This is a genomic window from Denitromonas ohlonensis, assembly GCF_007625205.1.
GTDB lineage: Bacteria > Pseudomonadota > Gammaproteobacteria > Burkholderiales > Rhodocyclaceae > Nitrogeniibacter > Nitrogeniibacter ohlonensis.
On sequence record NZ_VMNI01000010.1, the window covers coordinates 123741 to 148638 of the forward strand.

At 63.7% G+C, this 24898-nt stretch carries 24 protein-coding genes and 1 pseudogene; 11 read left to right on the top strand and 14 right to left on the bottom strand.

What is annotated here, in order from left to right:
• Positions 1–39 precede the first annotated feature (39 nt).
• The 3 genes from secA (at position 40) to argJ (ending at position 5631) form a co-directional block, all read left to right on the top strand.
• Complete coding sequence (gene secA, locus FHP89_RS11525; RefSeq protein WP_144178104.1) at positions 40–2760, top strand: preprotein translocase subunit SecA; 2721 nt, start codon at positions 40–42, stop codon at positions 2758–2760.
• Positions 2761–2853: 93 nt separating this feature from the next.
• Positions 2854–4317 (top strand): HDOD domain-containing protein, encoded by a 1464-nt coding sequence (locus FHP89_RS11530; protein ID WP_144178106.1) that lies wholly within the window; start codon positions 2854–2856, stop codon positions 4315–4317.
• An 87-nt stretch (positions 4318–4404) separates the two neighbouring features.
• Complete coding sequence (gene argJ / locus FHP89_RS11535; RefSeq protein WP_144178108.1) at positions 4405–5631, top strand: bifunctional glutamate N-acetyltransferase/amino-acid acetyltransferase ArgJ; 1227 nt, start codon at positions 4405–4407, stop codon at positions 5629–5631.
• A gap of 134 nt (positions 5632–5765) precedes the next feature.
• On the opposite strand, the gene FHP89_RS11540 is transcribed toward argJ, so the two are convergent.
• The 3 genes from FHP89_RS11540 to apaG form a co-directional block, all read right to left on the bottom strand.
• Entirely contained in the window at positions 5766–6272 is a 507-nt protein-coding gene (locus FHP89_RS11540; RefSeq protein ID WP_144178110.1) for a hypothetical protein, read from the bottom strand.
• Between the two features lie 563 nt (positions 6273–6835).
• Positions 6836–7432, bottom strand: coding sequence for a class I SAM-dependent methyltransferase (locus FHP89_RS11545; RefSeq protein ID WP_144178113.1), 597 nt, complete (start codon positions 7430–7432; stop codon positions 6836–6838).
• Positions 7433–7596: 164 nt separating this feature from the next.
• Positions 7597–7983 (bottom strand): Co2+/Mg2+ efflux protein ApaG, encoded by a 387-nt coding sequence (gene apaG, locus FHP89_RS11550; RefSeq protein WP_144178115.1) that lies wholly within the window; start codon positions 7981–7983, stop codon positions 7597–7599.
• A 125-nt stretch (positions 7984–8108) separates the two neighbouring features.
• Between apaG and rpe the strand changes: the two genes are divergently transcribed.
• The 4 genes from rpe (at position 8109) to FHP89_RS11570 (ending at position 12702) form a co-directional block, all read left to right on the top strand.
• Complete coding sequence (gene rpe, locus FHP89_RS11555; RefSeq protein WP_144178117.1) at positions 8109–8798, top strand: ribulose-phosphate 3-epimerase; 690 nt, start codon at positions 8109–8111, stop codon at positions 8796–8798.
• Entirely contained in the window at positions 8795–9472 is a 678-nt protein-coding gene (locus FHP89_RS11560; protein WP_144178119.1) for a phosphoglycolate phosphatase, read from the top strand. The genes rpe and FHP89_RS11560 overlap by 4 nt, the downstream gene beginning before the upstream one ends.
• Before the next feature lie 204 nt (positions 9473–9676).
• The gene (gene trpE, locus FHP89_RS11565) at positions 9677–11152 is read left to right on the top strand and encodes an anthranilate synthase component I (RefSeq protein WP_144178121.1); all 1476 of its coding nucleotides are present in this window, start codon (positions 9677–9679) and stop codon (positions 11150–11152) included.
• A gap of 281 nt (positions 11153–11433) precedes the next feature.
• The gene (locus tag FHP89_RS11570) at positions 11434–12702 is read left to right on the top strand and encodes a tyrosine-type recombinase/integrase (protein ID WP_144178123.1); all 1269 of its coding nucleotides are present in this window, start codon (positions 11434–11436) and stop codon (positions 12700–12702) included.
• A 16-nt stretch (positions 12703–12718) separates the two neighbouring features.
• Here the strand turns inward: FHP89_RS11570 and FHP89_RS11575 are convergent, their stop codons facing one another.
• Positions 12719–13345, bottom strand: coding sequence for a substrate-binding domain-containing protein (locus FHP89_RS11575; RefSeq protein ID WP_144178125.1), 627 nt, complete (start codon positions 13343–13345; stop codon positions 12719–12721).
• A gap of 102 nt (positions 13346–13447) precedes the next feature.
• Between FHP89_RS11575 and FHP89_RS11580 the strand changes: the two genes are divergently transcribed.
• Entirely contained in the window at positions 13448–13744 is a 297-nt protein-coding gene (locus FHP89_RS11580; RefSeq protein ID WP_144178127.1) for a helix-turn-helix domain-containing protein, read from the top strand.
• 26 nt (positions 13745–13770) lie between these two features.
• Here FHP89_RS11580 and mobH read toward each other — a convergent pair whose 3' ends face one another.
• From mobH to FHP89_RS20955, 5 genes and pseudogenes are all read right to left on the bottom strand, one after another.
• Positions 13771–15648, bottom strand: a complete 1878-nt coding sequence (gene mobH / locus FHP89_RS11585) for a MobH family relaxase (RefSeq protein ID WP_144178129.1) — start codon at positions 15646–15648, stop codon at positions 13771–13773.
• A gap of 200 nt (positions 15649–15848) precedes the next feature.
• Positions 15849–16103 (bottom strand): annotated as a pseudogene (locus FHP89_RS11590) (nucleotidyl transferase AbiEii/AbiGii toxin family protein); the annotation flags it as partial.
• An 87-nt stretch (positions 16104–16190) separates the two neighbouring features.
• Positions 16191–16547: a cupin domain-containing protein gene (locus FHP89_RS11595; protein ID WP_144178131.1), complete on the bottom strand. Its 357-nt coding sequence runs from the start codon at positions 16545–16547 to the stop codon at positions 16191–16193.
• Between the two features lie 148 nt (positions 16548–16695).
• Entirely contained in the window at positions 16696–17754 is a 1059-nt protein-coding gene (locus FHP89_RS21355; protein WP_391525641.1) for a hypothetical protein, read from the bottom strand.
• 12 nt (positions 17755–17766) lie between these two features.
• On the bottom strand, positions 17767–17934 hold the full coding sequence (locus FHP89_RS20955; RefSeq protein WP_186300313.1) for a hypothetical protein: 168 nt from the start codon (positions 17932–17934) through the stop codon (positions 17767–17769).
• Positions 17935–18219: 285 nt separating this feature from the next.
• Between FHP89_RS20955 and FHP89_RS11605 the strand changes: the two genes are divergently transcribed.
• The 3 genes from FHP89_RS11605 to FHP89_RS11615 are packed head-to-tail and all read left to right on the top strand — an operon-like array spanning position 18220 to position 19878.
• Positions 18220–18852 (top strand): integrase, encoded by a 633-nt coding sequence (locus tag FHP89_RS11605; RefSeq protein ID WP_144178133.1) that lies wholly within the window; start codon positions 18220–18222, stop codon positions 18850–18852.
• Between the two features lie 12 nt (positions 18853–18864).
• Positions 18865–19485 carry an RES family NAD+ phosphorylase gene (locus FHP89_RS11610; RefSeq protein ID WP_144178135.1) on the top strand — a complete coding sequence of 207 codons (621 nt, stop codon included), beginning with the start codon at positions 18865–18867 and terminating at the stop codon, positions 19483–19485.
• Between the two features lie 24 nt (positions 19486–19509).
• Positions 19510–19878, top strand: coding sequence for a DUF3742 family protein (locus tag FHP89_RS11615; RefSeq protein ID WP_144178143.1), 369 nt, complete (start codon positions 19510–19512; stop codon positions 19876–19878).
• Positions 19879–19905: 27 nt separating this feature from the next.
• Here FHP89_RS11615 and FHP89_RS11620 read toward each other — a convergent pair whose 3' ends face one another.
• From FHP89_RS11620 to FHP89_RS11640, 5 genes are read right to left on the bottom strand one after another with little or no spacing between them, the layout of a single operon-like run.
• Positions 19906–21423 (bottom strand): conjugal transfer protein TraG N-terminal domain-containing protein, encoded by a 1518-nt coding sequence (locus FHP89_RS11620; RefSeq protein WP_144178148.1) that lies wholly within the window; start codon positions 21421–21423, stop codon positions 19906–19908.
• A gap of 15 nt (positions 21424–21438) precedes the next feature.
• The gene (locus FHP89_RS11625; protein ID WP_144178150.1) at positions 21439–21792 is read right to left on the bottom strand and encodes a hypothetical protein; all 354 of its coding nucleotides are present in this window, start codon (positions 21790–21792) and stop codon (positions 21439–21441) included.
• On the bottom strand, positions 21789–23195 hold the full coding sequence (locus FHP89_RS11630; RefSeq protein ID WP_144178152.1) for an integrating conjugative element protein: 1407 nt from the start codon (positions 23193–23195) through the stop codon (positions 21789–21791). Before FHP89_RS11630 ends, FHP89_RS11625 begins: the two co-directional genes overlap by 4 nt.
• 10 nt (positions 23196–23205) lie before the next feature.
• Positions 23206–24156 (bottom strand): TIGR03756 family integrating conjugative element protein, encoded by a 951-nt coding sequence (locus FHP89_RS11635; protein WP_144178154.1) that lies wholly within the window; start codon positions 24154–24156, stop codon positions 23206–23208.
• The gene (locus FHP89_RS11640; RefSeq protein WP_144178157.1) at positions 24153–24599 is read right to left on the bottom strand and encodes a TIGR03757 family integrating conjugative element protein; all 447 of its coding nucleotides are present in this window, start codon (positions 24597–24599) and stop codon (positions 24153–24155) included. The genes FHP89_RS11635 and FHP89_RS11640 overlap by 4 nt, the downstream gene beginning before the upstream one ends.
• Positions 24600–24898 lie beyond the last annotated feature (299 nt).

Here is a 24898-nt window from a genome sequence, read left to right on the forward strand (position 1 = left end):
CTAGTATTCGCATTTTGCCCCATCTCCCACGCCCCTGACATGATTTCCGGCCTTCTAAAGAAAGTATTCGGTAGCCGCAACGATCGGCTCATTCGCCAATATTCGAAGACGGTGCGGGCGATCAATGCGCTCGAACCCGAGATGGCGGCGCTGTCCGACGCCGAGCTCACGGCCAAGACCGACGCCTTCAAGGCGCGGATTGCCGAGGGCGAGAGTCTGGACAGCCTTTTGCCCGAAGCGTTCGCGGTGGTTCGCGAAGCCGGCAAGCGGGTGCACGGCATGCGCCACTTCGACGTCCAGCTCGTGGGCGGCATGGTGTTGCACAACGGCAAGATTGCCGAGATGCGCACCGGCGAGGGCAAAACTCTGGTGGCGACGCTGCCGGTGTACCTCAACGCGCTGACCGGCAAGGGCGTCCATGTCATTACGGTGAACGACTATCTGGCCCGCCGCGATGCGGAGTGGATGGGGCAGTTGTATGGCTTCCTCGGCCTGTCGGTGGGGGTTAACGTGTCGCAGCTGAGTGAGGCCGAGAAGCTCGCCGCCTACGCCGCCGACATCACCTACGGCACCAACAACGAATTCGGTTTCGACTACCTGCGCGACAACATGAAGTACGAAGCGGCAGAGCGTGTACAGCGCGCGCTGAGCTTTGCGGTGGTCGACGAAGTGGACTCGATTCTGATCGACGAGGCCCGCACGCCGCTGATCATCTCCGGCCAGGCCGAAGACCATACCGATCTCTACCTCAAGATGAACAGCATCGCGCCGCTGCTGAAGAAGCAGATCGGCGAGGGCGATGACATCACCGAGCCGGGCGACTACACGGTCGACCTCAAGGCGCATCAGGTGTTGCTGACCGAAGCCGGTCACGAGCGCGCCGAAGAGATCCTGACCGAGCACGGGCTGCTGCCGGAAGGCTCCTCGCTGTACGATCCGGCCAACATCCTGCTGATGCACCACATGTACGCCGCCTTGCGTGGCTACTCGCTGTTCCACAAGGATCAGCAGTACGTGGTGCAGAACGGCGAGATCATCATCGTCGACGAATTCACCGGCCGTCTGATGCCGGGCCGTCGCTGGTCCGAAGGCCTGCATCAGGCCGTCGAGGCCAAGGAAGGCGTCAAGATCCAGGCCGAGAACCAGACGCTCGCCTCGATCACCTTCCAGAACTACTTCCGCATGTACGCCAAGCTGGCCGGCATGACCGGTACAGCCGACACCGAAGCCTTCGAATTTCAGTCCATCTACAGCCTTGAGACGGTGGTCATTCCAACCAACCGCCCGATGCAGCGTAAAGACCAGAACGACAAGGTCTATCGCACCATGAAGGAAAAATTCGACGCGGTCATCGAAGACATCAAGGACTGCCAGGAGCGTGGCCAGCCGGTGCTGGTGGGCACCACCTCCATCGAGAGCTCGGAGCTGCTCGCCGACCTGATGGCCAAGGCCGGGCTGCCGCATCAGGTGCTCAACGCCAAGCAGCACGAAAAAGAAGCGCAGATCGTCGCCCAGGCCGGCCGGCCGGGGGTGATCACCATCGCCACCAACATGGCGGGTCGCGGTACCGACATCGTGCTCGGCGGCAACGTCCAGAAACAGGTGGATTCGGTGATGGCCGACGAGTCGCTGTCGGACGAGCAAAAAGCCATCGCGACCGAGGCCCTGCGCAAAGAATGGGATTCGCTGCACGCACAAGTGATTGCGGCTGGCGGCCTCAAGATCATCGGTACCGAGCGTCACGAGTCGCGTCGTATCGACAACCAGCTGCGCGGCCGTGCCGGTCGTCAGGGCGATCCGGGCGAGAGCCGTTTCTACCTGTCGCTCGAAGATCCGCTGATGCGCATCTTTGCCGGCGACCGCCTCAACGCCATCATGGTTCGCCTCAAGATGCCCGAGGGCGAAGCCATCGAGCATGGCATGGTCACCCGCTCGCTCGAATCTGCCCAGCGCAAGGTCGAGCAGCGCAACTTCGATATCCGCAAGCAGTTGCTGGAGTTCGACGACGTCTCCAACGACCAGCGCAAAGTCATCTATCAGCAGCGCAACGAACTGCTCGAAAGCACCGACATCTCCGAAACCATCACCGCCATGCGTCAGGGCGTGATCCACGACTGCTTCCGCTTGTACGTGCCGGCCGACAGCGTCGAGGAGCAGTGGGAGATTGCCGCGCTCGAGCAGGCGCTCGAAGGCGAATACCAGCTCAAGCTGCCGGTGGGCGAGTGGATTTCGGCCGAAACCGGGCTGGACGACGACGCCATCGCCCAGCGTGTGGTCGAAGCGGCCGATGCGCACTTTGCCGCCAAGGTCGCCATGGTCGACGCCACCGCCTGGCACCAGTTCGAACGCAGCGTCATGCTGCAGAGCCTCGACAACCACTGGCGCGAGCACCTGGCCGCGCTCGACCACCTGCGCCAAGGCATCCATCTGCGCGGCTACGCGCAGAAGAACCCCAAGCAGGAATACAAGCGCGAAGCCTTCGAGCTGTTCGAAGCGCTGCTGCAGTCCGTGCGTGTCGATGTCACCCGTTTGCTGATGACGGTGCAGATCCGCACCGAAGCACCGCTCGAAGAAGTCGAGACGGCGGGCGTCGAGAATGTGCAATATCACCACGCCGACTACGACGAAGCCCTGGGCATCAAGCGGGGCGACGACGATGGCGCAGTCCCCGCCGACGCCGGCCCCAAAGTCGGCCGCAACGAGCCGTGTCCCTGCGGTTCGGGCAAGAAGTACAAGCACTGCCACGGCCGACTGGCCTGATCGGTCAGGCATCGAGCAGCGGCGCCCTCGGGCGCCGTTGTCATATGTGGCGATGGGCTCAAGCTGACGGCCCCGCAGGCCGTTAAATTCAGCATGTTTCCAGAACTCTCATTCGATGAAATCCCCCCGCTGCCCGGCGCAACGCCCGAGGGCCTGAGCGGGTGGGTGGCCCATATCCGCGATCAGGAGATGCCCGCCTTTGGCTCAACGGTCGACGGCATCCGCGCGATCATGGGCGATGACAGCGCCTCGGCCGGCCGGCTGGCCGCGGTGATTCTCAAAGACCCGGCCATGACCACCAAGGTCTTGCGCCTGGCCAACAGCGCCTATTTCAATAGCGCCCGGCAGGGCGTGGGCACCATCAGCCGCGCCATCGTGGTGCTCGGTTTCGATGTGGTGGCTGATCTGGCGGTCGGCATCGCGCTGGTCGACGGCCTGCTCAAAGGCGGTGTGCGCAAGCGTGTCGAGGCTGAGTTGGCGCATTGTTTCTTTGCCGCCACGCTGGCGCGCGGCGTGGCCAAAATGCGGGGCGACGGGCGGGCTGAAGAAGTCTTCATCGCCGCGCTGCTCACCCGTGTGGGCGAAATGGCCTTCTGGTGCTTTGGCGGCGCCAAGGCCGATCTGCTGGCCGAGCAGCTGCCTCCCGATGTGACGCCGGAGTATGAAACCTCGACCCAAACCGCTGTGCTCGGCTTTCGCCTGCGGCAACTCTCGGTGCAGTTGGCGCGAGAGTGGCGGCTGGGCAATCTGCTGCACGCGGTGCTCGAGCCCGCGGCCCGGCCCGGCGCGCTCGAAACCTCGATTGCGCTCGGCCATCAAGTGGCTGGGGCGGTGATTGGCGGGTGGGACAGCACATCGACCAAAACCGCGTTGGCCGCGTTGGCACGTCATGTCGACCGACCCGAAAAAGAGGTGCGCGATACGGTCGCGGCGCTGGCGAATGAAGCCGCCCGTCTGGCCACCGAGTATGGCGCCTCTGCCGCGGCACGCGGCATTCCCGCCTCGTCCGAATTCGTCGAGACCGCCGCCGAAGCGCTGCCCACGGTGTCGCCCGCCGAGCGCCAGCTCGCCATCCTGCGCGAACTGACGGCGCTGATCATGTCCGGCGGGCGGTTTTCCGACGCGGTCTATCTCGCCTCCGAAGGCATCTTGCAGGGCGTCGGCTTTGCCCGTGTGGTGGTCGCCTTGCTCACGCCGAATCGTCAGCAGCTCGTCGGAAAATACGGCCTCGGTGCCGGCGGCGAAGCCGTGCGCAAAGCCTTTGTATTGACGCTCGGGCAGGGCGGCAAAGACCCGGTCGACACCCTGGTCAGCACCGCGCAGCCGCTGCGGCTCACCGCATCGCGCGGCCATCTGGCCGGCATTGTCGGCACCGGGCCGGCCGCCATGGCGCCCATCATGGGTAATGGTCGGGTGATTGGCCTGGTCTATGCCGAACGCGATCCGGGGGGCGCCGCGATCGATGACGAAGCCTTCTTCGCCTTCGTGCATTTCGTCCAGCAAATGTCGATGGCGCTGGTCACCGCCAGCCGGGCAGGGGGCGCCACCGCGCCCTGAGGCGCAACTCCGGTATCATTTCAGCCGAAGCGTGGCCGTGGCCGCGCGCACAGACCTATTCAGCTGATTTCGTCCGGAGACGCCCCGATGCCTGTCAATCTGCCGCCCCTCAAGCCCGACCACCTGCACGCCATCGCCGGCGTCCGCCTCGGCGTCACCGAGGGCGGCATCCGCAAGCCCAACCGCAAGGACGTGACCGTCATCGCCCTCGATGCCGGCACTCGCGTGGCCGGCGTGTTCACCGAAAACCGCTTCTGCGCCGCCCCCGTGCAAGTGTGCAAGCAACACCTCGCCAGCGGCAACATCCGCGCCTTGGTCATCAACACTGGCGTCGCCAATGCCGGCACCGGCGAACAAGGCCTGGCCGACGCCAACGCCACCTGCGCGGCGGTCGCCAGCGCGCTGTCGATCGCGCCCGAGCAGGTGCTGCCTTTCTCTACCGGGGTCATCCTCGAACACCTGCCTATGGACCGCCTCACCGCCGCTGTGCCCAAGGCCGCGGCCAATGTGCACATCGACGGCTGGTTCGACGTCGCCCACGGCATCATGACCACCGACACCGTGCCCAAAGGCGTGTCGCGCCGCATCCGCATCGAAGACAAGGAAGTCACCCTCACCGGCGTCAGCAAAGGCGCCGGCATGATCAAGCCCAACATGGCCACCATGCTCGGCTTCGTCGCCACCGACGCGGCCGTCTCCCAGCCGCTGCTCGAGCGCCTGGTGCGCGAAGCCGCCGACCTGTCCTTCAACAGCATCACCATCGACGGCGACACCTCCACCAACGACTCCTACATCCTGATGGCCACCGGCAAAGCCGGCCACAGCGAAATCACCGACGATGCCTCGCCGGCCTGGCTCGCGCTGCGCGAAGCGGTCATCGCCGTCTCCATCGAACTCGCCCAGGCCATCGTCCGCGACGGCGAAGGCGCCACCAAGTTCATGACCATCGTAGTCAAAGGCGGCCGCGACCGCGCCGAATGCCGCAAAGTCGGCTACGCCATCGGCCAGTCCCCGCTCGTCAAAACCGCCTTCTTCGCCTCCGACCCCAACCTCGGCCGCATCCTCGCCGCCATCGGCTACGCCGGCATCGACGACCTCGACGTCAGCCAGATCCGCGTCTGGCTCGGCGACGTCCTCGTCGCCGAACACGGCGGCCGCGCCGCCACCTACCGCGAAGAAGACGGCTCCCGCGTCATGGCCGAAGCCGAAATCGACGTCACCGTCGACCTCGCCCGCGGCCAGACCGAAGCCACTGTGTGGACCTGCGATTTTTCGTATGACTATGTGAAGATCAACGCCGATTATCGGAGTTGATGGTGGGCGTGTTGTCCTGATGGGCGACAAGCTGGATACGGGTAGGGTGCAATAACCGAAGGGCATTGCACCGCTCAACCGTTGCATGGTGCAATGCCCTTCGGTTATTGCACCCTACGCGGGCTTGGCGTGGGTTACCGAACCTTCCTAACCATCCCATCTTTGATGGCGACGAGCCCATCCATCGAAAGTCTTGTGCCTCCACAAAGGACATGGATATTTACCGTGCCATCCGCTGCGGGGTACCAATACGATGATGAGCATTCACTAGGAAGCCCAGTGAGAAAACGTTCTGCCTGGATGATGTCGCTGGGATTGGGGGCGAACGTATTCTCGGGTGAGGTGGTGCGGCTCGATTGATGGTTCTGAGGCGCCGCAGCTGCTTCGGCTTGGAGCCGTTCTCTTATTCGTCTGGCTGCGGCTTCTCTTCGCAGTCTTTCCTTTTCGAGCTTCTGTCTCTTCTCTTCCTCAACGCTGATCCATTGCTTCCCGTTCCATCGATATCCGCTATCGCATCGAGTGTCGGAATACCTGATCGCGCCGCTTTCGCTCTTGCACTTGAAGACTTCCGCATAGGCGAATGCTGACACGCCGAGTGTTGCGGCGAGGAAGACGACAGAGCTTCGAATGATCGATTTCATAGGGCAGAATGTTTAGCTGATTAGCATGGTGCTGCTATGTTATGCGACTGCGCTTTGAATGTCTCCGGGAAAGAAACGGCCATAGCCCGCGCAGCTTTGCTGCGCAGGCGGCAAGATGTGCTTTCCGTCCGGTTGGCACGGCCTACCCGCCCTCTGTCGCGCCAACCGGAGGCGGTGGCGGGCGGAATAAGGGGCTTCGCTGTTTGAGCCCGCAGGGCGAGTTTGCGAAGCACCCCGCCCGACGCCGCCGTAGGGCGGGGACCCCCGCAGGGGGCGCAGAAGCGGGCTGTGCTTCTTTGCTTAGCTTTCTTGCACAAGCAAGAAAGTAAGTCGCCCGCCGGGGCGAGACCCGGCCAATCCAAGCCAGTCGGAGCCGTGGCGGTTCACCGTGATCGATGCGCGGTAAAAGTGCGCCCAACGCCGCCAGGTGAGGCTGATGCACCGAATGTTGGGCTTCGCTGCGCTCAACCCAACCTACGTCGGATTCGATCGGCGTTTGATTCAAACGTTATTTGTGGTGAGCCACGATGGTGGGCGGCGAGCCGCCCACCCGACGACCCAGCTCACAGCTTGGTGAGCCGAAGCCGCCGAAACCACCCGCCGGCCAGCGCGGCTTCGTCGCTCTCGACCCGCGCCCCCGGCGCCCCGGCGAGCAGCGTCTCGAACTCCACATCCATCCGCGTGGCAATCCGCCCCGAAATCGGTGTGAGCCAGCGCCGCAGCCGCGCCCGTTGCCCTGGCCGCAGAAACTTGTCGAACACCAGCAGACTGCCGCCCGGCCGGGTGACGCGAATCGCCTCTTGCAAGGCGCGCAACGGATCAGGCACGACGGCGAGGATGAGGTGCAGCACGGTGTGGTCGAAATGGCCGTCGGCAAAGGGCAGGGCGAGCACGCTGCCTTGTACGGCGTGATAGGTGTGCCGCCCGGCGCGCGGCAGGCTGCGGCTGAGCATGGCGGCGGTGAGGTCGATGCCGATGTAGTGGTGTTGCGGCGGCAGGTGGGGCAGGTCGAGGCCGGTGCCGACGCCGGCGACCAGCACGGACCCGGGGGTTTGCGCGGCGAGATGCGTGACGCTGCGGATGCGGGCCTGGCGGGTGGCGGCGGTGAGCACCGCGTCGTAGAAGGGCGCGATGAGGGTGTAGCTGTGGCGCAGCGACATGGCGGTGCTCAGCGCATGTGAATGAATCGACTGCGGAGACAGATGGCTGCGGTGCTCACTTGTTCACTCCTCGCCCATTCATTTGAGATGTGTCGTCGTTCGAGCGCGTCGTTGCCTGATGCGGTCTGGCGTCGGGTTTGTGCGCGCGATGTGGTCACTTGTGTTCAGTGCAGCACGTTGGGCACGAGCAGCGCGAATTCGGGGATTTCGGCCTCGAAGCGCTCGCCGTCGGCGGCGACCATCTGGTAGGTGCCGCGCATGGAGCCGACCGGGGTGGTGAGCGCGCTGCCGCTGGTGTATTCGAAGCTCTCGCCGGGGGCTAGGTCGGGGTGCTCGCCGACCACGCCGAGGCCGCGCACTTCCTGCACGTCGCCGTTGCCGTCGGTGATGATCCAGTGTCGGCTGACCAGTTGCGCGCTGACCGAGCCAACATTGCGCAGGGTGATGCGGTAGGCGAACACATAGTGCGCTTCGTCCGGGTCGGACTGGTCGGCCAGGTAGAAGGACTCGGCGGTCACTTCAATATGGTAGGGATGTTCGTATTCGGTCATGTCGGGGCGTCCCGCGGGGCGAGAGAATCGACTCATTGAAACGGAATCTCCCGATGCCCGCAAGCGCAGCACGGTGGGCGGCGGTAAAATGCGGGTCTGTTCAGCTCAACCTTGCCGGAGCCCACATGTATCGAATCGCCCCCAGCCTGCTGTCTGCCGACTTTGCCCGTCTCGGCGAGGAGGTGCGTAATGTGATCGCCGCCGGTGCCGACTGGATTCATTTTGACGTGATGGATAACCATTACGTGCCCAACCTGACCATCGGTCCGCTGGTGTGCGAGGCGATCCGTCCGCACACCGAGGCACCGATCGATGTGCATCTGATGGTCAAGCCGGTGGATCGCATCATTCCCGACTTCGCCAAGGCGGGCGCGAATGTCATCACCTTTCACCCCGAGGCCTCGGAGCATATCGACCGCACGCTCGGGCTGATTCGCGATTCGGGCTGTCAGGCCGGGCTGGTGTTCAACCCCGCCACGCCGCTACACCATCTGGATCATGTGATGGACAAGATCGACGTGGTGCTGCTGATGAGCGTGAACCCCGGCTTTGGCGGGCAAAAGTTCATCCCCGGCACGCTCGATAAGCTGCGCGCGGCGCGCGCCCGGCTGGATGCGTATGAAGCGCAGAGCGGCCGCAAGATTCTGCTCGAGATCGATGGCGGGGTGAAGACGGACAACATTGCCGAGATCGCCCGCGCCGGCGCCGATACCTTTGTGGCCGGCTCGGCGGTGTTTGGCGCCGCGCGTGACAGCGATCCGCATCACTACGACACCGTGATCGGCGACCTGCGCCGCGCGCTGGCCGGCGCATGACGCGGCAATTTGCCGTCGATGCGCTGCTGTTCGATCTCGATGGCACGCTGGTCGACAGCATTGGCGATCTGGCGCTGGCGGCCAATGCCATGCTGGCCGAGCTCGGTCGGCCGGCGCGCTCGCTGGAAGCGATCCGCTGCTTTGTGGGCAAGGGCATCCCCAAGCTGGTCGAGCGCTGTCTGGCCGATGCGCCGCTGACGGGCGCGGCATTCGACGCGGCGGTCGAGGTGTTCAAGCGGCACTACGCGCAAACCAACGGCCAGGTGTCGCAGGCCTATCCCGGTGTGGTCGACATGCTGACCACGCTGCGGGCGCAGGGCATCTCGATGGCCTGTGTCACCAACAAGGCCACGGCCTTTACCGAACCGCTCTTGCAGTTGGCCGGTATCGCGTCGTTTTTTGATGCGGTGGTCTGTGGCGACACGCTGGACGTCAAGAAGCCGCACCCCGGCATGCTCCTGCACGCCTGCGAGCAGCTCGGGGTGGATATCGCACATGTGCTGATGATCGGCGACTCGGCGAACGACGCCGAAAGCGCCCGCGCGGCGGGCTGTCCGGTGCTGCTGATGACCTGGGGCTACACCGAGGGGGTGCCGGTGGACACCATCGAATGCGATGGGCTACTATCGAGCGCAAACGCACTGCTGCAGCGCGTTGCGCCGCGAGCGCCTTGAAACTGCAGCACTTTTCTGACTCGACAAAGATTGCATCCGTGACCCACGAAAGCCCGTCTTTTCCGAAGGAGATCGCATCGGCCTGCGCCGGCTTCAACGCCGTCCCGCGTGGCTGGCGGTCGTGGCCCTGGCGCCTGCGCCCCTGATGCCTCGCGGGCCCGCCCCGCGCCGTCCTGACGACCCCCTGCTTTTTGTGGAGCTCACATGCTAGAAGCCGAATTCAATGCGCTTGCCGCGCAAGGCTATAACCGTATCCCGGTCACCCTCGAGACCTTTGCCGATCTCGATACCCCGCTGTCCATTTACCTGAAGCTGGCCAACGAGCCTTACACCTACCTGCTCGAATCGGTGCAGGGCGGCGAGCGCTTTGGCCGCTACTCGATGATCGGCCTGGCCGCCAACACGCGCATCGAAGTGTATGGTCGCAGCGCGCTGCTGCTCACCGGCAATCGCCTGGTCGAGCGCCGCGATTATGGTGATCCGCTCAATTACGTGGCCGAGTTCATGGAGCGCATCAAGGTGCCGCCCAACGACGGCTTGCCGCGCTTTGCCGGCGGTCTGGTCGGCTGCTTCGGTTACGACACGGTGCGCTATATCGAGCCGCGTCTGGCCGGCACCAAAAAAGACGACCCCATCGGCACGCCGGATATCCTGTTGCTGCTCTCCGAAGAGATCGCGATTGTCGACAACCTCTCCGGCAAACTGACGCTGGTGGTGTATGCCGAGCCGGAGGTGCCGGGCGCGTTTCGCCGTGCCAAGCGCCGCCTGCGCGAGCTGATCGACAAGCTGCGCGCCCCGGTGTCGATGCCCGAAGACGTGCGTGGCGAGCCCCTGCCCGAGGTCTCCAGTTTTGGCGAAGAGGCCTTCAAGTCCGCCGTGCAGCGCGCCAAGGATTACATCGTCGAAGGCGACGTGATGCAGGTGGTGCTCTCGCAGCGCATGAGCAAGCCCTTTACCGCCTCGCCGCTGGCGCTGTACCGCGCCATCCGCACGCTCAACCCCTCGCCCTACATGTTCTTCTTCAACTTCGAAGACTTCCATGTGGTCGGCGCCTCACCCGAAATTCTGGTGCGCCTGGAGGGCGACAAGGTCACCCTGCGCCCCATCGCCGGTACCCGGCCGCGCGGCGCCACCGAGGACGAAGATCTGGCGCTGGAGAAGGAACTGCTGGGCGACGAAAAAGAGCGCGCCGAGCATGTGCAGCTGCTCGACCTGGGCCGCAACGACGTGGGTCGCGTGGCCGAAGTCGGCTCGGTGCGGGTGACTGAGCAGTTCGGCATCGAGCGCTACTCGCATGTGATGCACATCGTCTCCAACGTCGAAGGCCGCCTGCGCGACGAGCTGAACGCGCTGGCGGTGCTGCGCGCGTCCTTTCCTGCCGGTACCGTGTCGGGCGCGCCCAAGGTACGGGCGATGGAGATCATCGACGAACTCGAACCGGTCAAGCGCGGCATGTATGCCGGCGCCTCGGGCTACATCGGTTTCCATGGTGACATGGACATCTGCATCAACATCCGCACCGCGGTGCTCAAGGATGGGCTGATGCATGTGCAGGCCGGCGCCGGCATCGTCGCCGACTCCGACCCCGACGCCGAATGGGTGGAGACGCGCAACAAGGCCCGCGCCATGTTGCGCGCCGCCGAGATGGCCGAGCGGGGTCTCGACTCCGACCTCGACTGAGCTCGCCCTCATTGCGTGCCGCGCCAAGCCTGAGTGCCGTGCGGCAGCCCCCGGATGAACGGCGCGCCCTGAGCCGCGCCTTGCAGGAGCACCACAGCATGCTGCTGATGATCGACAACTGCGATTAGCGTCCACTGAATGCTTTCTGGTTCCAAGAAAGATATATAACGCTCTGATATTCAAGGATTGATGGTCTGGTGAGGTCCATGGTCTTCTAGACCAAGCCACTACAAATGTGTATAACGGCGTGAGTAACAGCTCAACCGAAAGGCGTTATACACATGGCTCTCAACCTCCTCGCTGTCCGCAAGATCGAGACGGCACAAGCCAAGCCCAAGGCATACACGCTGCGGGACGGCGGCAGCTTGTTTCTGCGCATCCAGGCCAATGGAAGCAAGCTCTGGTGGTTTCGGTATCGCCTCGGGAATGTTGCCCAGATCTACTCGATCGGCGTCTTTCCCGAGGTGACTTTGGAGGCCGCGCGACAAGAGCGCGATTGGGCGCGCAGCATGGTCAGCGATGGTCGCGACCCAATCTTGGAGAAGCGGGTCAAGATCGCCAATCAAGTCGAGCAGAATGCGCGCACCTTCGAGGCGGTTGCCCGCAAGTGGATGGCGAGCAATGTACAGTGGAGCGACTACTACGCCGGTCAGGTGAAGACCTACCTTGAGAAGGACGTGTTTCCCAAGATCGGCAAGCTCCCCGTCGGGGTCATCAAGGCGTCTCACCTTCGGCCCATCATCCACGGCGTGGTTGAGCGCGGTGCTCCCACCGTGGCGATCCTGATCAGGCAGTGGTGCGGTCAGCTCTTCGCATATGCATCGGGGGAAGGGCTTTGCGACAGCGACCCGACGGCATTGCTGAAGCGTTCGGTGAAGCGCCCGAGGGTACGACACAATCCGCCGTTGTCGTGGCAGGATATCCCGAAGTTCTTGAACAGCGTGGACGATGCGGGCTACCGGACTACCGTGATCGCGCTGCGGCTGATGGCTCTGACCTTTGTTCGCACCGCCGAGCTGCGCAAGGCGTATTGGTCCGAGTTCGATCTGGACAATGCCCTCTGGACGGTTCCCGAAGGCCGGATGAAAATGCGCCAGCCTCATTTCGTTCCGCTTTCGAAGCAGGCGATCGTGCTCTTGAAGGAACTGCACACGCAGACTGGCGGGGGCAAGGTGCTATTCCCCAGCTATCGGAAGCCAGGAGAAGTGATGTCAGCCACGACGCTCAATAAGGTGTTGGAGCGCATGGGCTACGGCGGTCAGTTCTCCTCGCACGGCTTCCGCTCAACGGCGACGACGCTGCTTGGATTGTTGAGCTATCCCGAGAATCGGGTCGACCTGCAACTGGCGCACTCAAAGCGGAAGAAGGATTCCTCGCGCGCGCCGTATGACCACACCAAGTACATCGCCTCACGAACCATCATCATGCAGGATTGGGCGGACATCCTGGATGGGTTGGCCGGCGGTGATTCCATGAGCAAGATCATGGAAGCCTTTGGGCCGCTGTCGAAGCGGCGCAGGGCACTGCTGAACGTCATCGAGCGGGAGTAATGCCCGCAAGAGGTGTTCAGGATATCGAGCGGGCGCGTTGGATGAACCTCTCTTGGGGCCCGTTCAAGGACATGCAGGGACGTAGCAGGTAGGCCATTACGATGGCCGGTGCACCGGCCAGTGGCCGCGCCGCGACGCCGTGGCACAGGTAGCCGGCCAACCTCGCGGCAGGCGCAATGGCGATGCCGTACCCTGCCGCAACGAGCGTCATTGCCACGTCGAAGGTGTCGACCAACTGCTCGCAGCGCTGCAACTGGTCAGAGAACACGCGCTGCGCCACCGCGCGCCACGGTTCATCGGTCGTTGACTGCGCGCAGATCAAGGGCTGTTTGAGCACTTCGCAGCAAGGCACCTCCCCGTAGGCCAACAGGTGTGAGCGCTTGGCGACCGCGACTGCGAGCGTGTCGTGCCACAGCGGTTCGCACTCCCAGCCCGGCCACTGCCACGCGGCCGTGGACAGGGCCAAGTCGAAGCGGTTGCCCGGCAGTTCCTGCATCGATGCGGTGGCGGTCCATCCGACCAGGGTGGCGGCGGTCTCGGGCTCTTCGGCGCGCTGCAGAGCCAGCACGTCGGCAAGCTGGGGCGGCACCCATTCGCCATGGATGGCCACTCGAATTTCGGTGGAGGCATCGCTCGATTTCACGTCCAGCTTCCTCCAGGCAGTGGATTCGCGGCGACTGGGTGCCGCTGGATTGAGTTAAGTTTAACGTGGTTTAGAACGCGGCTGTATTCGACGCTTTTGACGATGCAAAAGCGATCGATTCAACGAGGCCGGCCTACCGGCACCACCACCTACGAAGCGGAACCCGCCATCGCGTTTGGGGCGGCCGTGCGCGAAGAAAGAACGAACCAGGCCATCTCCCAGGAGGCGCTGGCGCATCTGGCCGGGGTCGAGCGCTCGCACATGGGCAAGATCGAGCGTGGCGAACACGTTCCCACGCTCCCCCTGATCCTCAAGATCGCTCGTGCGCTGAAATGTAGTGCTGCCCATTTGATGGCACTCACCGAGGACAAGCTGGCGTCGCCCAATTCCTCGGACTGAAGCCGACCTGCACTGCGGCGGACGGTCTATTCCTGGCGGCCATGCCTGTCCGCCAAGTCTGAATCTTCGCGTCTTGCGGTTTCGTCGGCGAGACGCAGATGCGGATTGTTGGGTGGCACCTCCTGAAACAGCGTTTGGGGATCGGTCAACAGGTAGCCGTGCAGCCGCCGTGACTTGCGCGGCCCGGTGACTTCACATGTCCAAATGTTCAATCCGCTGGGCTGCTTGCGGTGCAGGCCCAGCTTCTCGAAGCGTTTCTGCACCCACTGCCATCCCTCCAGCTTGTCCGGCCTGGCCAACGTGGCGACCCGGGGATGCTCTTGAACGTAGCGCTGGAAGACGCCAGGACTGACGAGGTAGGCCGTTCCATCTACGGTGTGCACCAGCGCCTTGGCATCGTTGATGATGAGTTTGCGCATCTGGATGCACTGACGCAGCCAGGCCATGAAGTGGGTGCCGGAAGGTTCGGTGCGCTCCTGGGCTGCAGTGTGGCTCACCGTGGCCGACAGCGCGGTTGACGGCATCGGCACGGGGTCAGCCTCGACGCCAACATCCGTGCCGACCTCGGGCTCGGATGCGATCGGTAGCGTCGATGGTGTGGGCGTGACGTCCAGCAGATCGAACAGCGCCGCCACGTCCTTGTCCGCGGTCATCGGTGCGGCCGGCAAGACCGCTGGAGCCGCCGCCGCGTGTTCCACGCCAGGGGCTTCAGGCTCAACGGGCGCCTGCGGCACCGGCTCTTCCTGTTCCTCTTGATCGACCAACACACGGCCCGCGAAGGAAGCCGGCCGGTCAGCGGGATCCCAAATCGCCGCCGGCGACAGCTTCAGGAAGGTGAAGCTGTGCGACCAGCCGGCGTCGCTGGTGACGGTGGCCTTCCAGATCGCCTTGCCGTCCGGCGTGGCCAAGGCAATGCCATTGTCCTGCAGCACGTTGAACACCGCCGTGTTGCTCGATGGAATGCCGTCGATGCCCTGCGCCAGCAGGTGCGCGCGCAACTTGTCGGAGACGGTCTTGCTGACCAGCCAGAGGGCGTCCTGAGTCAGCCAGCCATCCGAGGCCTGGGGTTGGTTCAGCTTGAACTCTTCCTTGAGCAGATAGCGCAGGCCGTCCAGCAGTTTGCGTTGCAGCGCGTGGCGGGGTGCCGCCAGCGCTTTGCCGGGATCGCCGCCGAGTTCCTGGGCCACCGATGCCTGGTCGGCCTGCACCACCAGTTCGCCGAGCTTGCCGGCGTGCTCGTGCTGGCCGGCGAGGACGTAGAGCAAGGCGGCCCAGAGGTCGGGGTAGTCGCTCAGCCAGTCGAAGATGTCGCGATCGAGCAGGCGGGCATAGAGCAGTCCGGTGGCGGCGCTGTGCAGCCGGTACTCACGGTCCTTGCGGTAGCGAAATCGGTACGGCCGCCGCAGTGGTCCATGCCACGGGTGCCAGACCGTGCCGTCGTCGTATTCCACATGCAGGTCGACGGCGATCTTGCCGATGTCGTGCAGCAGCGCCGCGTAAGCGGTGCCGGCAGTCCAGGCCTCGGCCTGGGCGGCCTGCGCTTCCGGTGTGGTGCCGGCGGGTAGCAGGTGCGACTGCCGCAGCTTGAGCGCATAGGCGACGATTTCCAGGCCATGGTCGAGCATGCCGCCCGGATAGGCGTGGTGGTGGGCTTCCGAGGCCGGGAACTGCTGGACCAGCTCGGCGTAGCGCTCCAGGGGCGTAAGGTACAGCGTGGCGAACTGGCGGCGCGACAGCGAGGTGCGTTGCCAGATGTGTTCCAGCAGCTTTTGCCGCCGCGGCGTGGCCAGCAGTGCGGCGGCCGGTTGGGGGCGCAGCAGCCCTTTGGGTGGCTCGGAGGAGGGCGTGGGCGCCGCCGCTCCGGCGGCGGACGGTACCCGTTTGCGTTGGAACAGCGAGAGCATGGCGAACCCCGGATGGCGGGCCGGTCGGGGGCGCTTTTTGACCTTTTCGGGTAGGGCCTTTCCCCTTGGCGCCCTTCCTTTTCCCCTTCCCAGCCCTTTGGCCTTTGTCGGAAGCCTTTGCTTATAGGGCCGTAGCTTCGCGGGTGCCACGATGAATGCGGCATGGGGCAACCCCGGCAAGCCGGAAGCCGTGGGGGACGTCAGCTCTGGCCCAAGCCGGTGTCGAGAGCGGCAGCTTGCGCCGCGAAGTCATCGGGGCGGCGCTTGAGGAAGGTTTCGAGATTGCTCAGCTTCCAGCGCAGCGCCAGCAGTTTAGCGGCGTGGTGGCATTGCACCAGCGACCAGTCCGGTTCTGCGCGCACCAGCCCGCTCAGAAACTACTTGTGGGCGGTGCTCAGTCGTTGTGGCAGCTCTCGCCGCAGCCTGGCGCGAGCGCCGAGAAGTGTCTCCAGGGAGCGGAAACTTAATGCAAACCCTCATAATTGCCTAAAAATCAGGCAATTTTCCGGAAAAATAGTTTTGCAAGAGGTTTACGTGAGTGCCTATTTCTCAGACAACGCAAAACCGGCATTGCCCGGTGCAACCACTGAGACAAATATGAATGGTACGGGGCCAGAGTTCATTGCACCATGCACTTGCCCAGGTTTTGCTATGGAAATATCTCCAGCTTTAAGACGGGTGACTATGCCGTCACCTTGATAATACTCGGCCTCACCTGAAATAACCGTCCATGTATCTTGGCCGTGAGGATGGACATGAGCGGCTATTTCTTGCCCAGGATGGGCATGCCAAACAACAACGGCAGAGTCGTTGGTTTCCAGAACCACCGAACGAATTGGTTCGCCGTTAGACGGGCGAATATACTCTGCAACCGAAAAAATCCTTGATTCTGTTTTCATATTCATACCCTATTTAAAACTGATTGGACGCGTAGTCACAACGCAACAGCACCTGAGAGTTCTAACAGATCGCTGGTCTTGGCGCTCAGCGGCCGCCGCTCGACGGGCAGCACGCTGCCCGGAACACGACGTTGACCTCGATCTTCACCTAGTTGGCGTCGTTCTCGACGATCAGCTTGGTGTCCCCCAGGTCCTTGGCGCAATAGTAACGGCGATTGCAGCCGGTGAGGATCTCACGCAGATCGATCAGGCTGTAAATCGGCTTCCTGACGGCCGCCTGTTCCCGGGTGGCGGGTCCATCCCGGTGTTCCACCCTGCGGTGGTGCTTGAAGAAGGAAACATCATTGGTGGTGGTTTCAATGCGCAGCACCCGACCGAATTTGTCGTACATCTTGACCGAGTGATGGCCCTGTCGGTGCTTGATGCAAGTGCCCTCGATGTGGGTAGACAGGCGACTCTCGACTTCTTGTGCCAGTTGCGCCGTCAGCTTCTTGCCCAGGAAATGCATCACCTGCGGCGCCTTCACCGACACGATGGCTTCGCGCGAGAGCGATTCGTAGAGGTGCTGCATGATCGCGGCCGAATGGAAGGCCAGGTCGGTCGAACACTCGACTTGCATCAGGCTCCAGTGGTCGGTCTGGGCAAAGACGTCGAGAACCGGACAGCATTGCTCAGCGTAGCGATCCAGAATCCGGTGCAGGACGTCTGGGGAGAGATGGTTGGCCAATTGCTGCGCTTGCGCCCAGTCGCCAATGCGAAGGAAGGCGTTGTCGGCCATCGCATAGTCGATCCCGGCTGCCATCAACTGACGTGCCAGCCAACTATGCCCATTGCAGTAGAACTGCAGGCGGAACGGGCACCAGGTCGGTACGCGCAGATAGATCAGCCCCAACTCGGCGTCGATGAAGTAAAAGTAGTAATGCAGGCACTTGCCGGGCGTCGGGCGCAGAAAGGTCTCGTGGGTCCGCTTGTCATGCCACGCCTTGTAGGACGAGCAGGCTTCCATGACCGAGATGACATGCACCAATCCGGGGTGATCACCCCGCGCCTTGATCACCTCGGCGACCACCGCTTCCTTGCGCACATGCGCCTTGGCGATGTACTGAATGGCGACCCCGGCCGACGCCGCCAAGGCCTCCGCGTTCGTCCGAATCCGCTCACGCAACGGCTCGGCAAAACGCGGATAGTCAAAAACGCGGATAGTCAAAAACGCGGATAGTCAAAAATGCGGATAGTCAAAAATGCGGATGTGCTTGGCGTTCAGGTAGCTCGTCATGCCTGCCGCGTAGCACGCGCCAGGCAGCGTGCCAGTCATCACCATCCGGTCGTAGCAGGTCAAAACCCCCGCAATCCGGTCACGGTAGCGCTCAAGAAGCGGTGCGTTCATGGCAACCTCTCCTTCTCGTTGCAGAGTGCTTCTACTTTAGCCTGTTTGGTTCTGGCTCTGCCGGCTTAGGGTGTTTGGCTTGATGACGCCAGGGTCAATGCGTGGCTGGCCCAGACCGGATTGGACGACCACCACGTTCCCGGATGGGCTTACCCTGCGCGACCGCATTGGCCATCTGGATGATGTGCGCATGACACGGGGTGGTGCAGGATGTTGACAAAATTGACAAGAGAGACATGGGAGACTAGATTGCGGTTGTCTCAATCCTGTTTGCGGGTGATGACCATGCCCAAGACCCTCGAATTCATCGCCGATCACCTGCCGCGCGTCACCGTGGATGATGTCGTACGCCGCTTCTCCGCCAGCATCGAGATCCGGGATGCCCGGGCCTTTGCCGCCGAACTGCAGGCGTTTGTGCATGAACGTGTGGAAGCGGTGGCGCTTCCGCCTTCCCTCGAAATGCCACGGGTGGAAACCACGGAACAGACCCTGGCGCGCAAGGCGGCTGCGCTGCGCGCCAGCACCCGGTGGGTGGCGGGCGAGACCGACATCCAGCGCGGCCGCGCCGCGATGCTGGAAGCCTTCGATCAGCCGCACAATCTGCCGCTGGCCGACTTCGCCCGACTGGCGAACAAGTCGCGCCAGCAGATCTACAAGGACATCGATGCACGCCGGTTGCTGGCACTGAACGTCGGGCCTCGCGGCCAGAAGTTGCCCGACTGGCAACTCGATCCCGTGAAACAACGGTTGACGCAGGCCGTGCTGCAAGGGGCGGTCGAGGTCGACAACTGGACCCTGTACCGCGCCCTGTCCGAGCCGCTCGAGAGTCTGGGTGGCCGCTCGCCGGTGGAGGCCGTGACGGCCGATTCGGTCAGTGAGGTGACCACGGCGGTGCTCAACGTGCTGAGCATCCATTGAGGTGGGCTTGGCGTGAGTATCGGCTTGACCTCGTTCCGAATCGAGACGGGCACACTGCTCCAGCATGTGAGTCGCGTGAGCTACCGGGGCCAGGCGCTGTACTTCGGCCGTGACGGCACCAACCGTTACGACGCGCCCGCCCGGGACTACGGCGTGCTCTACCTGGGCCGCGATCTACCGACTGCGTTGATGGAAGCCGTATTCCACAAGCACCAATGGGACAAGGACACCCAGCGCTCGATTGCACTGGCAGAAGTCCAGCGCCGGCTGGTACGCGCGGTCGGTGTGCTGGAAGAACTGCATCTGGTCGACCTCACGGCCGAAGGCGTGATGGCCGGCTACTTTGGCTTGAACCTGGAGCAGTTGGCCAGTCGTGGATATACGCACACGCAGCAGGTGTCCGGCCAGGTGCATGCGATGCAGGGGAGCGATGGGGTGCCATTGTTCGACGGTGTGCGCTATCCGTCACGCAACACCTACCCCGCCACCAGCATCGCCCTGTTCGAGCGGGCCGAGCGGAAGGTCAAGCTGATCGAGGACATCGACTTGCCTGATCATGCGGACTGGCCGAATTTCGTTGCGGACTACCGCAACGGCGTGGCGCCGGATCCTGGTCCGGTAGAGCGGTCCTGAGCCAAGTCTGGAGAGATATCGACGATGAAACCCGCCGTACACACCACCTTCGCAGAGCGCATCGGCCGGACGCTGGGCCGGGTGTGGCGGGGATTCGTGCGCCTGGATCGCAAGGCGCACGGGCGGCTGGTGGCTCTGGGATGGGCGCCGGGCATGGCCGGGGCGGCATTGCTGGTCCTCAAACTTGTCCTACTTGGCGTACTGGTCTATACCGCGTTCTGGTTGGCGTTGCTGCTCGCGTTCGTTGCGTTCGCGGCTTGGACAGCGCGGAACTCTGAGGGTGACGAAACAGAAGAGTGGGCGATCGGGGAACAGGCTGAGCACAAACACAACCCGGGGTACGACCCGATCCTTTACAACGACGCTCCAGATCCACGATTCGATAAAGACTGAGTGCTTTGAGCACGGGGAGATAACCGCTCACCGAAGTCTATTTGAAACAGTTCCGGTTCCTTTCCCGCCGGCTTGGCCAGCTGGCCGCGTGGCATCTGAAAGCCCCTGAAGTGCCCCACCTGCCCGCACCCCAACCCACCCCAATGCGGCCACCCAAAACGTTGGCAGCACGATAAACATCGTCGCCATGACGAAGTTCAACAGCATGTCCCCGAACGCATTGTTCAGCCCGATCAGCGGATCGAAATTGCTGTGCGGCGTGTTTACGCCGAATCCCCAACCATAGAGCGCATCGAGAATCGTGCTGTCGAGCCAGCGCGCGAGCTGGAACCAGAACTCCACGAAGAATAGCGCGAACTCCACGCAGCTCACCGCGATCAGGGACTTCAGCTCGTAGGTGCCGAACAGCAGCACCAGCGGAATGCAGATGACGAGCGCCATCTTGAGCAGCGACAGTACCATCGGCAGTGCCTGGCGCACCACGTCCATGGCCGGGAAGAAACCCAGCGATCCAGCGGCCATGCCGAGGTCGCCGGCACCGCGCGTCACGATATTGGGCAGCGTCTTCTCGATCTGGCCACCATAGTCGGCATAGACGGCGCCTTGGTTCATCTTCTGCTGCCGGGGCGCAACGACGGCGCGGATCACCGAGTCGTTGGCCTCGTTCTGCGACAGAAATCCCGCCCAGCGGCCGATGCGGGTCAGCAGATCGGGATCGACCTGGGCCAGCAGGCGCGCACGCAGCCCGCTGCTGCCGTCAGACCACCACTGTCGGCAGCTCGGATAGCCACCGCCACTGTCCACCTGGGCGAGCCCCGCATCGCGGGTCGCGTCATAGGGCCAGGCCGTGCGCGGCGTGCTCGAATGGTAGGTGTCGTAGAAGCCCGCCGTGTCGAGGAAGTAGCTCGAACCGATCCAGGTCACGTCGTTCAACTGATCGTCGGAGAGCGTCGGCCGGTTCATGAACAGCTTGGCGCGCGACGGCCCGTAGCAGTCATGCACGAAGTCGCTGACCTCCTGTGCCAGCACCGGGTCGTCGATGCGGGTGGAATCGACGTCCATACGTATCTGCCGCAGGTCGGCCCCGCAGGGGATCGCCGCGACCGCGGCGCCGGTGACGGCCTTCGAGATGGCGTGCATGAAGAACCACCACACCGGCACCAGCGCGCTCTGGTTGTTGAGCGTGGTGTAGGCGTTGGACCAGCCCGTGTCCGCTGGTTGGGGCACGCTGACCTGGCACTGTGCGGAGCGCGTCGTGTCAAAGCGGATCGCGCTCAGGTCCACCGGGATGAAGGGGATGCCGGCGAACATGATGACCATGATCGCCACCCATACGCGGTTCTCGATGCGCATCGAGGACAGCACGCCCTTGTTGCCCTCGTCTGCCCCCTCGGCCCGCGCCCGCAACCACTCCTGGATGACGATCGCGACGAAGGGCAAGGCGAACACGCCGCTGGCCACGAGGATGTTCCAGATGCCGTTGTTGACCACCCAGCCCACCAGGGTCAGGTAATACTCCAGATAGTCCGTCGTGTAGAGGGTCATGACGACCTCCTCGTGTCAGCCGTTGCGCAGCCATTGGCTGCCTTCGAGCAACACGACAGTGACCACGGCCGCGATCTCGACCCGCAGCAAGCGTTGATGCGTCTCGGCCGTCGGCTCGCGTTGCCGCAGGCGCTGTCGCATCCACCACCAGCCAGAGGCCGTCGCCGCGTAGAGCACGAGGCGCCAGGCGAGGAAGTGGGTCGAGTGCGCGAGCAGCCAACGCTCCCAAGCATCGATGCTGCCGACGACATGGATGCCGGTGACGTTTACGGTCACCGCAACGCCGCAGATCAGCAGCGCCCACAGCAGCGCAACGCCCAAGCGCCGACTGAGCAGCCGAGAAGGCCGCAACCAGGTCCGGCCGCTCATGGCGTGCTCCGGGGCTTCTGCACTTCCTCGAGGCGGTCGCGCGTGGTGTCACCCTCGAAGATGCCGCGTGAACCAGCGGCGCGGGTGCTCTGACGTTGAACGATCGCCATCGCCGCGTTGCCAGCCAGCGTGCGTCGCAATTCGAGTTCGGTCTTGAGGTTGTTGATCTCTTGCTCCAGCGCGCCGTTTTCCTGGTCGACCGCCTTCACCGCCAGCTCGTTGGCCGCGACGTTCGGCTCCTTCTTGCCGGTGAGCAACGTGCGCTGCAACAGCAGCGCCTTCTCCAGCACACTGGATAGTGCTGCCTCGGAGGCCAGGCGCTTGCCCAGCAGATCCTGGTCGGGCTCGTCGCGCAGGGCCTCGATCACGCCGCGGGTGATCGGCAGCGAATTGCTCCCGGCCGCTTCGAGGTTCGCCACCGTCGTCGGCTTCGTGCCCGTCACCAGGTCCTGCAGCGCCTGCAGCTTGGTCTCGTACTCCTCCTGGATCACCGGCGTGAGGCCGACGCCGGGCGTGGTCTGAGTCTTGGTGCAGCTATCGCAGGTGCGCTGCTCGCGTTCGCCCAGCACGCGGGTCGCGAAATCCGCAGCCGCCTGCGGTGAAGTCCAGGTCTGGCAGGTCAGCCGGTTGCCGCAGGACGCACGCGGGATCGACGAGGTGTCGGTCACGCTGCGTCCGTTAAGCAGGTTGTAGCCCGCGCGGGTCACATCGCCCACCACCTTGATCGCGCTCTGGCCCGCGCCCCCCGCATTGCTGCCCCCGACCCAGGGCACGCCGTTGTTGCCCTTGTTCGACTCGGCCTGCTCCACCGCCGAGACCGCGTCGCCGTTGGTCGCGACCGAATCCCGCAGCGACATTCCCTCGGCAAGCTGATCCCAGCCGGTCTGGCCGCCGGCCATGTCGGCCATCCGGTTGGCGATGGCCCGGCAACTCATCTTCGACCGGTCGAAATCCAGGCGGGCCTGCAGCACGCCGTTGGTGAGCAGGTTATAGAGACCCGGGTCGGCGCGCTGGATGATCAGCGCCGGCAGCGATGCCACCGCGCTGGTGGCGTTCTGGATCACCGAGGACATGATCTGCTGGAAGCCATTGGTGATCCCGTTCAACTGGTTCTGCAGGGTGGTCGTGATGCTCATGTCACCGCAGATCAGGTTGCTGTTCCAGCCGACGCCCACGCCAATGCTCTGCATGTTCCCGGCGCCGCCCATGGACACGGCCCGACCGCCGCCGATGCTGTAGAGCACGTCGTCGCCGATGACGCTGCCGCTCACGCTGACACTACTGGGGGCGATGCGGGTCTGCGCCCACGCCACGCTGCTCGCAGCCGCCACGGCACAGGCGAGGACGACAGCCCGGGCATGGGGCAGGGTGCTGCGGATGAGAAGGGAGATGGAAGTGCTCATCGCAGACTCCTTACGGGAAATCAACGCTGCCGAGGAAGATCTGCCCCTTGCGCTCACAGCAGGCATAGGGCCGCCACAAGGCCCAGGCGTAATCGCCCTGCTCGGCCTGTTCGCGCGTGTCGCTGTGTGGAAAGACCGCGCAGGTGTTGGCGAGGGTCGGTGTCAGCTCCTGCCACTTGCCGGTAGAGGCGTCGCTCTCCTTCAGGGCGCCTGCGGGCCAGTACCCATCCTTGGCGTCCGCCAGCAGCGACTGGTAGACGTGCGCTTGATTACTGCGCGTCACGATATCGCCCGCCCGCTGCGCGACCACGGCAGCGCTCATGTAGTCATCGCTCTGGTGCAGGAAGCCGCCCCGCGGATAGACGTTGCCCCACAGGTTGGCGCCAGCGCGGCTACCGATTTCACGCATGCCGGGGGTCCGCGCCTCAGGGTAGTACTTCTCGGGAATGTTGTTTCGCCAGGCCAGCGTGTCGAGCGTGCTCAGCAGGTACGGCATGAAGGCCGTGCCCGCGCCTTCGCAGGCATAGCCGGTGCGGCTGGCGAACTGGCTCAACACGTAGCCGCCCGGATGGCCAATCACGTCCGCGTTCTTGAACTTCGCCAAGTTGTTCTCGTTGTCGTGGTTGGTGGTGCCGTCGCCGCCCGCCTGAGCCGAGTCGTTCGGGGGGCTCATCGCACGCACGTCCGTCCACGGGTTCTCGCCGGTATTCGAATAGCTCGAGACCACCGCATCCGGGATGTAGTGGCGCACTTTCACCGAGGTGCGCACCGAGCAACTCGTCCACGTGCAGTGCAGCCAGTAGCAGATGCCGACCACACGGTATTCCAGGCAGTCCACGGACAGGACGGACGAGGTGATGGTGGCGGTGTTCAGGGCGAAGGCCGATGCCGCGCCACTGAACAGCACGGCGGCCACGGCTGACCGCACGCGCCGTGTCGGCGGAGTCAGCAGGCAGCTCATGGCTGGCCGCTCCGATAGGCATCGATACGGGCCACGGCACGCGCCACGTCAGGTTCGCCATAGACCACGTAGCGCCGGTCGACCACGACAGCCGGAATCTTGGCGATACCCAAGCTCCAGGCATCGGCCACGCCCTGGTAGGCACGCCTCATCCGGCGCTGCAAATCGCCTTGGCCGCCGCTCAGCCGCTGGCGTGCGAGGGCTGTGGCCTGGCCGGGATCGGTAGGCAGTCCTGCGGAAAGTTCAGCTTCTATGCGTGCGGGCTGGTCCAACTCGATGATCCGCTCGCCGCCCATGGGCTTGACTGGGTGATGGCTGTCGGTGACGACGAGGACATCGGCGGCGAAGGCGCCAGCGCTGAGTGCGGTCAGCACAGCAGTCGTTGCGGTGGCAATGCAGGGGGCCGGCCATCCCGGCAAGGATATGGAAAGGAAGTCCGGCATGTCGGGCACCTTGGGCGTTGATCAGGGGCGTAGTCAAACCCCGCAGGCTCCATCAAATCGACAAACAAAGCGTTCCGCGCGTGTACCGATTACTGCGTTCGTCCCCGGATAAAAATGCGGTTCGATGCGTTGTGAGGTTGGATACCCGCATTCAACCAAACTTCGAAACAGACTGATTTGTGCAATACAGCGTTGGGAGGCGAAATGCCAATGAACGTACGAAGCTTGGAACAGCCATCCATCATCACGATGGCCCTGCGGCAGGTTCCCGCACGGAGCGGACGCGCAGTGCGCGGAAG

Bases quoted from the DNA above. Each gene is read 5' to 3' on its own strand.
- secA (WP_144178104.1), top strand. From the start codon at position 40: ATGATTTCCGGCCTTCTAAAGAAAGTATTCGGTAGCCGCAACGATCGG.
- FHP89_RS11530 (WP_144178106.1), top strand. From the start codon at position 2,854: ATGTTTCCAGAACTCTCATTCGATGAAATCCCCCCGCTGCCCGGCGCA.
- argJ (WP_144178108.1), top strand. From the start codon at position 4,405: ATGCCTGTCAATCTGCCGCCCCTCAAGCCCGACCACCTGCACGCCATC.
- FHP89_RS11540 (WP_144178110.1), bottom strand. From the start codon at position 6,272: ATGAAATCGATCATTCGAAGCTCTGTCGTCTTCCTCGCCGCAACACTC.
- FHP89_RS11545 (WP_144178113.1), bottom strand. From the start codon at position 7,432: ATGTCGCTGCGCCACAGCTACACCCTCATCGCGCCCTTCTACGACGCG.
- apaG (WP_144178115.1), bottom strand. From the start codon at position 7,983: ATGACCGAATACGAACATCCCTACCATATTGAAGTGACCGCCGAGTCC.
- rpe (WP_144178117.1), top strand. From the start codon at position 8,109: ATGTATCGAATCGCCCCCAGCCTGCTGTCTGCCGACTTTGCCCGTCTC.
- FHP89_RS11560 (WP_144178119.1), top strand. From the start codon at position 8,795: ATGACGCGGCAATTTGCCGTCGATGCGCTGCTGTTCGATCTCGATGGC.
- trpE (WP_144178121.1), top strand. From the start codon at position 9,677: ATGCTAGAAGCCGAATTCAATGCGCTTGCCGCGCAAGGCTATAACCGT.
- FHP89_RS11570 (WP_144178123.1), top strand. From the start codon at position 11,434: ATGGCTCTCAACCTCCTCGCTGTCCGCAAGATCGAGACGGCACAAGCC.
- FHP89_RS11580 (WP_144178127.1), top strand. From the start codon at position 13,448: ATGCAAAAGCGATCGATTCAACGAGGCCGGCCTACCGGCACCACCACC.
- mobH (WP_144178129.1), bottom strand. From the start codon at position 15,648: ATGCTCTCGCTGTTCCAACGCAAACGGGTACCGTCCGCCGCCGGAGCG.
- FHP89_RS11595 (WP_144178131.1), bottom strand. From the start codon at position 16,547: ATGAAAACAGAATCAAGGATTTTTTCGGTTGCAGAGTATATTCGCCCG.
- FHP89_RS20955 (WP_186300313.1), bottom strand. From the start codon at position 17,934: ATGAACGCACCGCTTCTTGAGCGCTACCGTGACCGGATTGCGGGGGTT.
- FHP89_RS11605 (WP_144178133.1), top strand. From the start codon at position 18,220: ATGCCCAAGACCCTCGAATTCATCGCCGATCACCTGCCGCGCGTCACC.
- FHP89_RS11615 (WP_144178143.1), top strand. From the start codon at position 19,510: ATGAAACCCGCCGTACACACCACCTTCGCAGAGCGCATCGGCCGGACG.
- FHP89_RS11620 (WP_144178148.1), bottom strand. From the start codon at position 21,423: ATGACCCTCTACACGACGGACTATCTGGAGTATTACCTGACCCTGGTG.
- FHP89_RS11625 (WP_144178150.1), bottom strand. From the start codon at position 21,792: ATGAGCGGCCGGACCTGGTTGCGGCCTTCTCGGCTGCTCAGTCGGCGC.
- FHP89_RS11630 (WP_144178152.1), bottom strand. From the start codon at position 23,195: ATGAGCACTTCCATCTCCCTTCTCATCCGCAGCACCCTGCCCCATGCC.
- FHP89_RS11635 (WP_144178154.1), bottom strand. From the start codon at position 24,156: ATGAGCTGCCTGCTGACTCCGCCGACACGGCGCGTGCGGTCAGCCGTG.
- FHP89_RS11640 (WP_144178157.1), bottom strand. From the start codon at position 24,599: ATGCCGGACTTCCTTTCCATATCCTTGCCGGGATGGCCGGCCCCCTGC.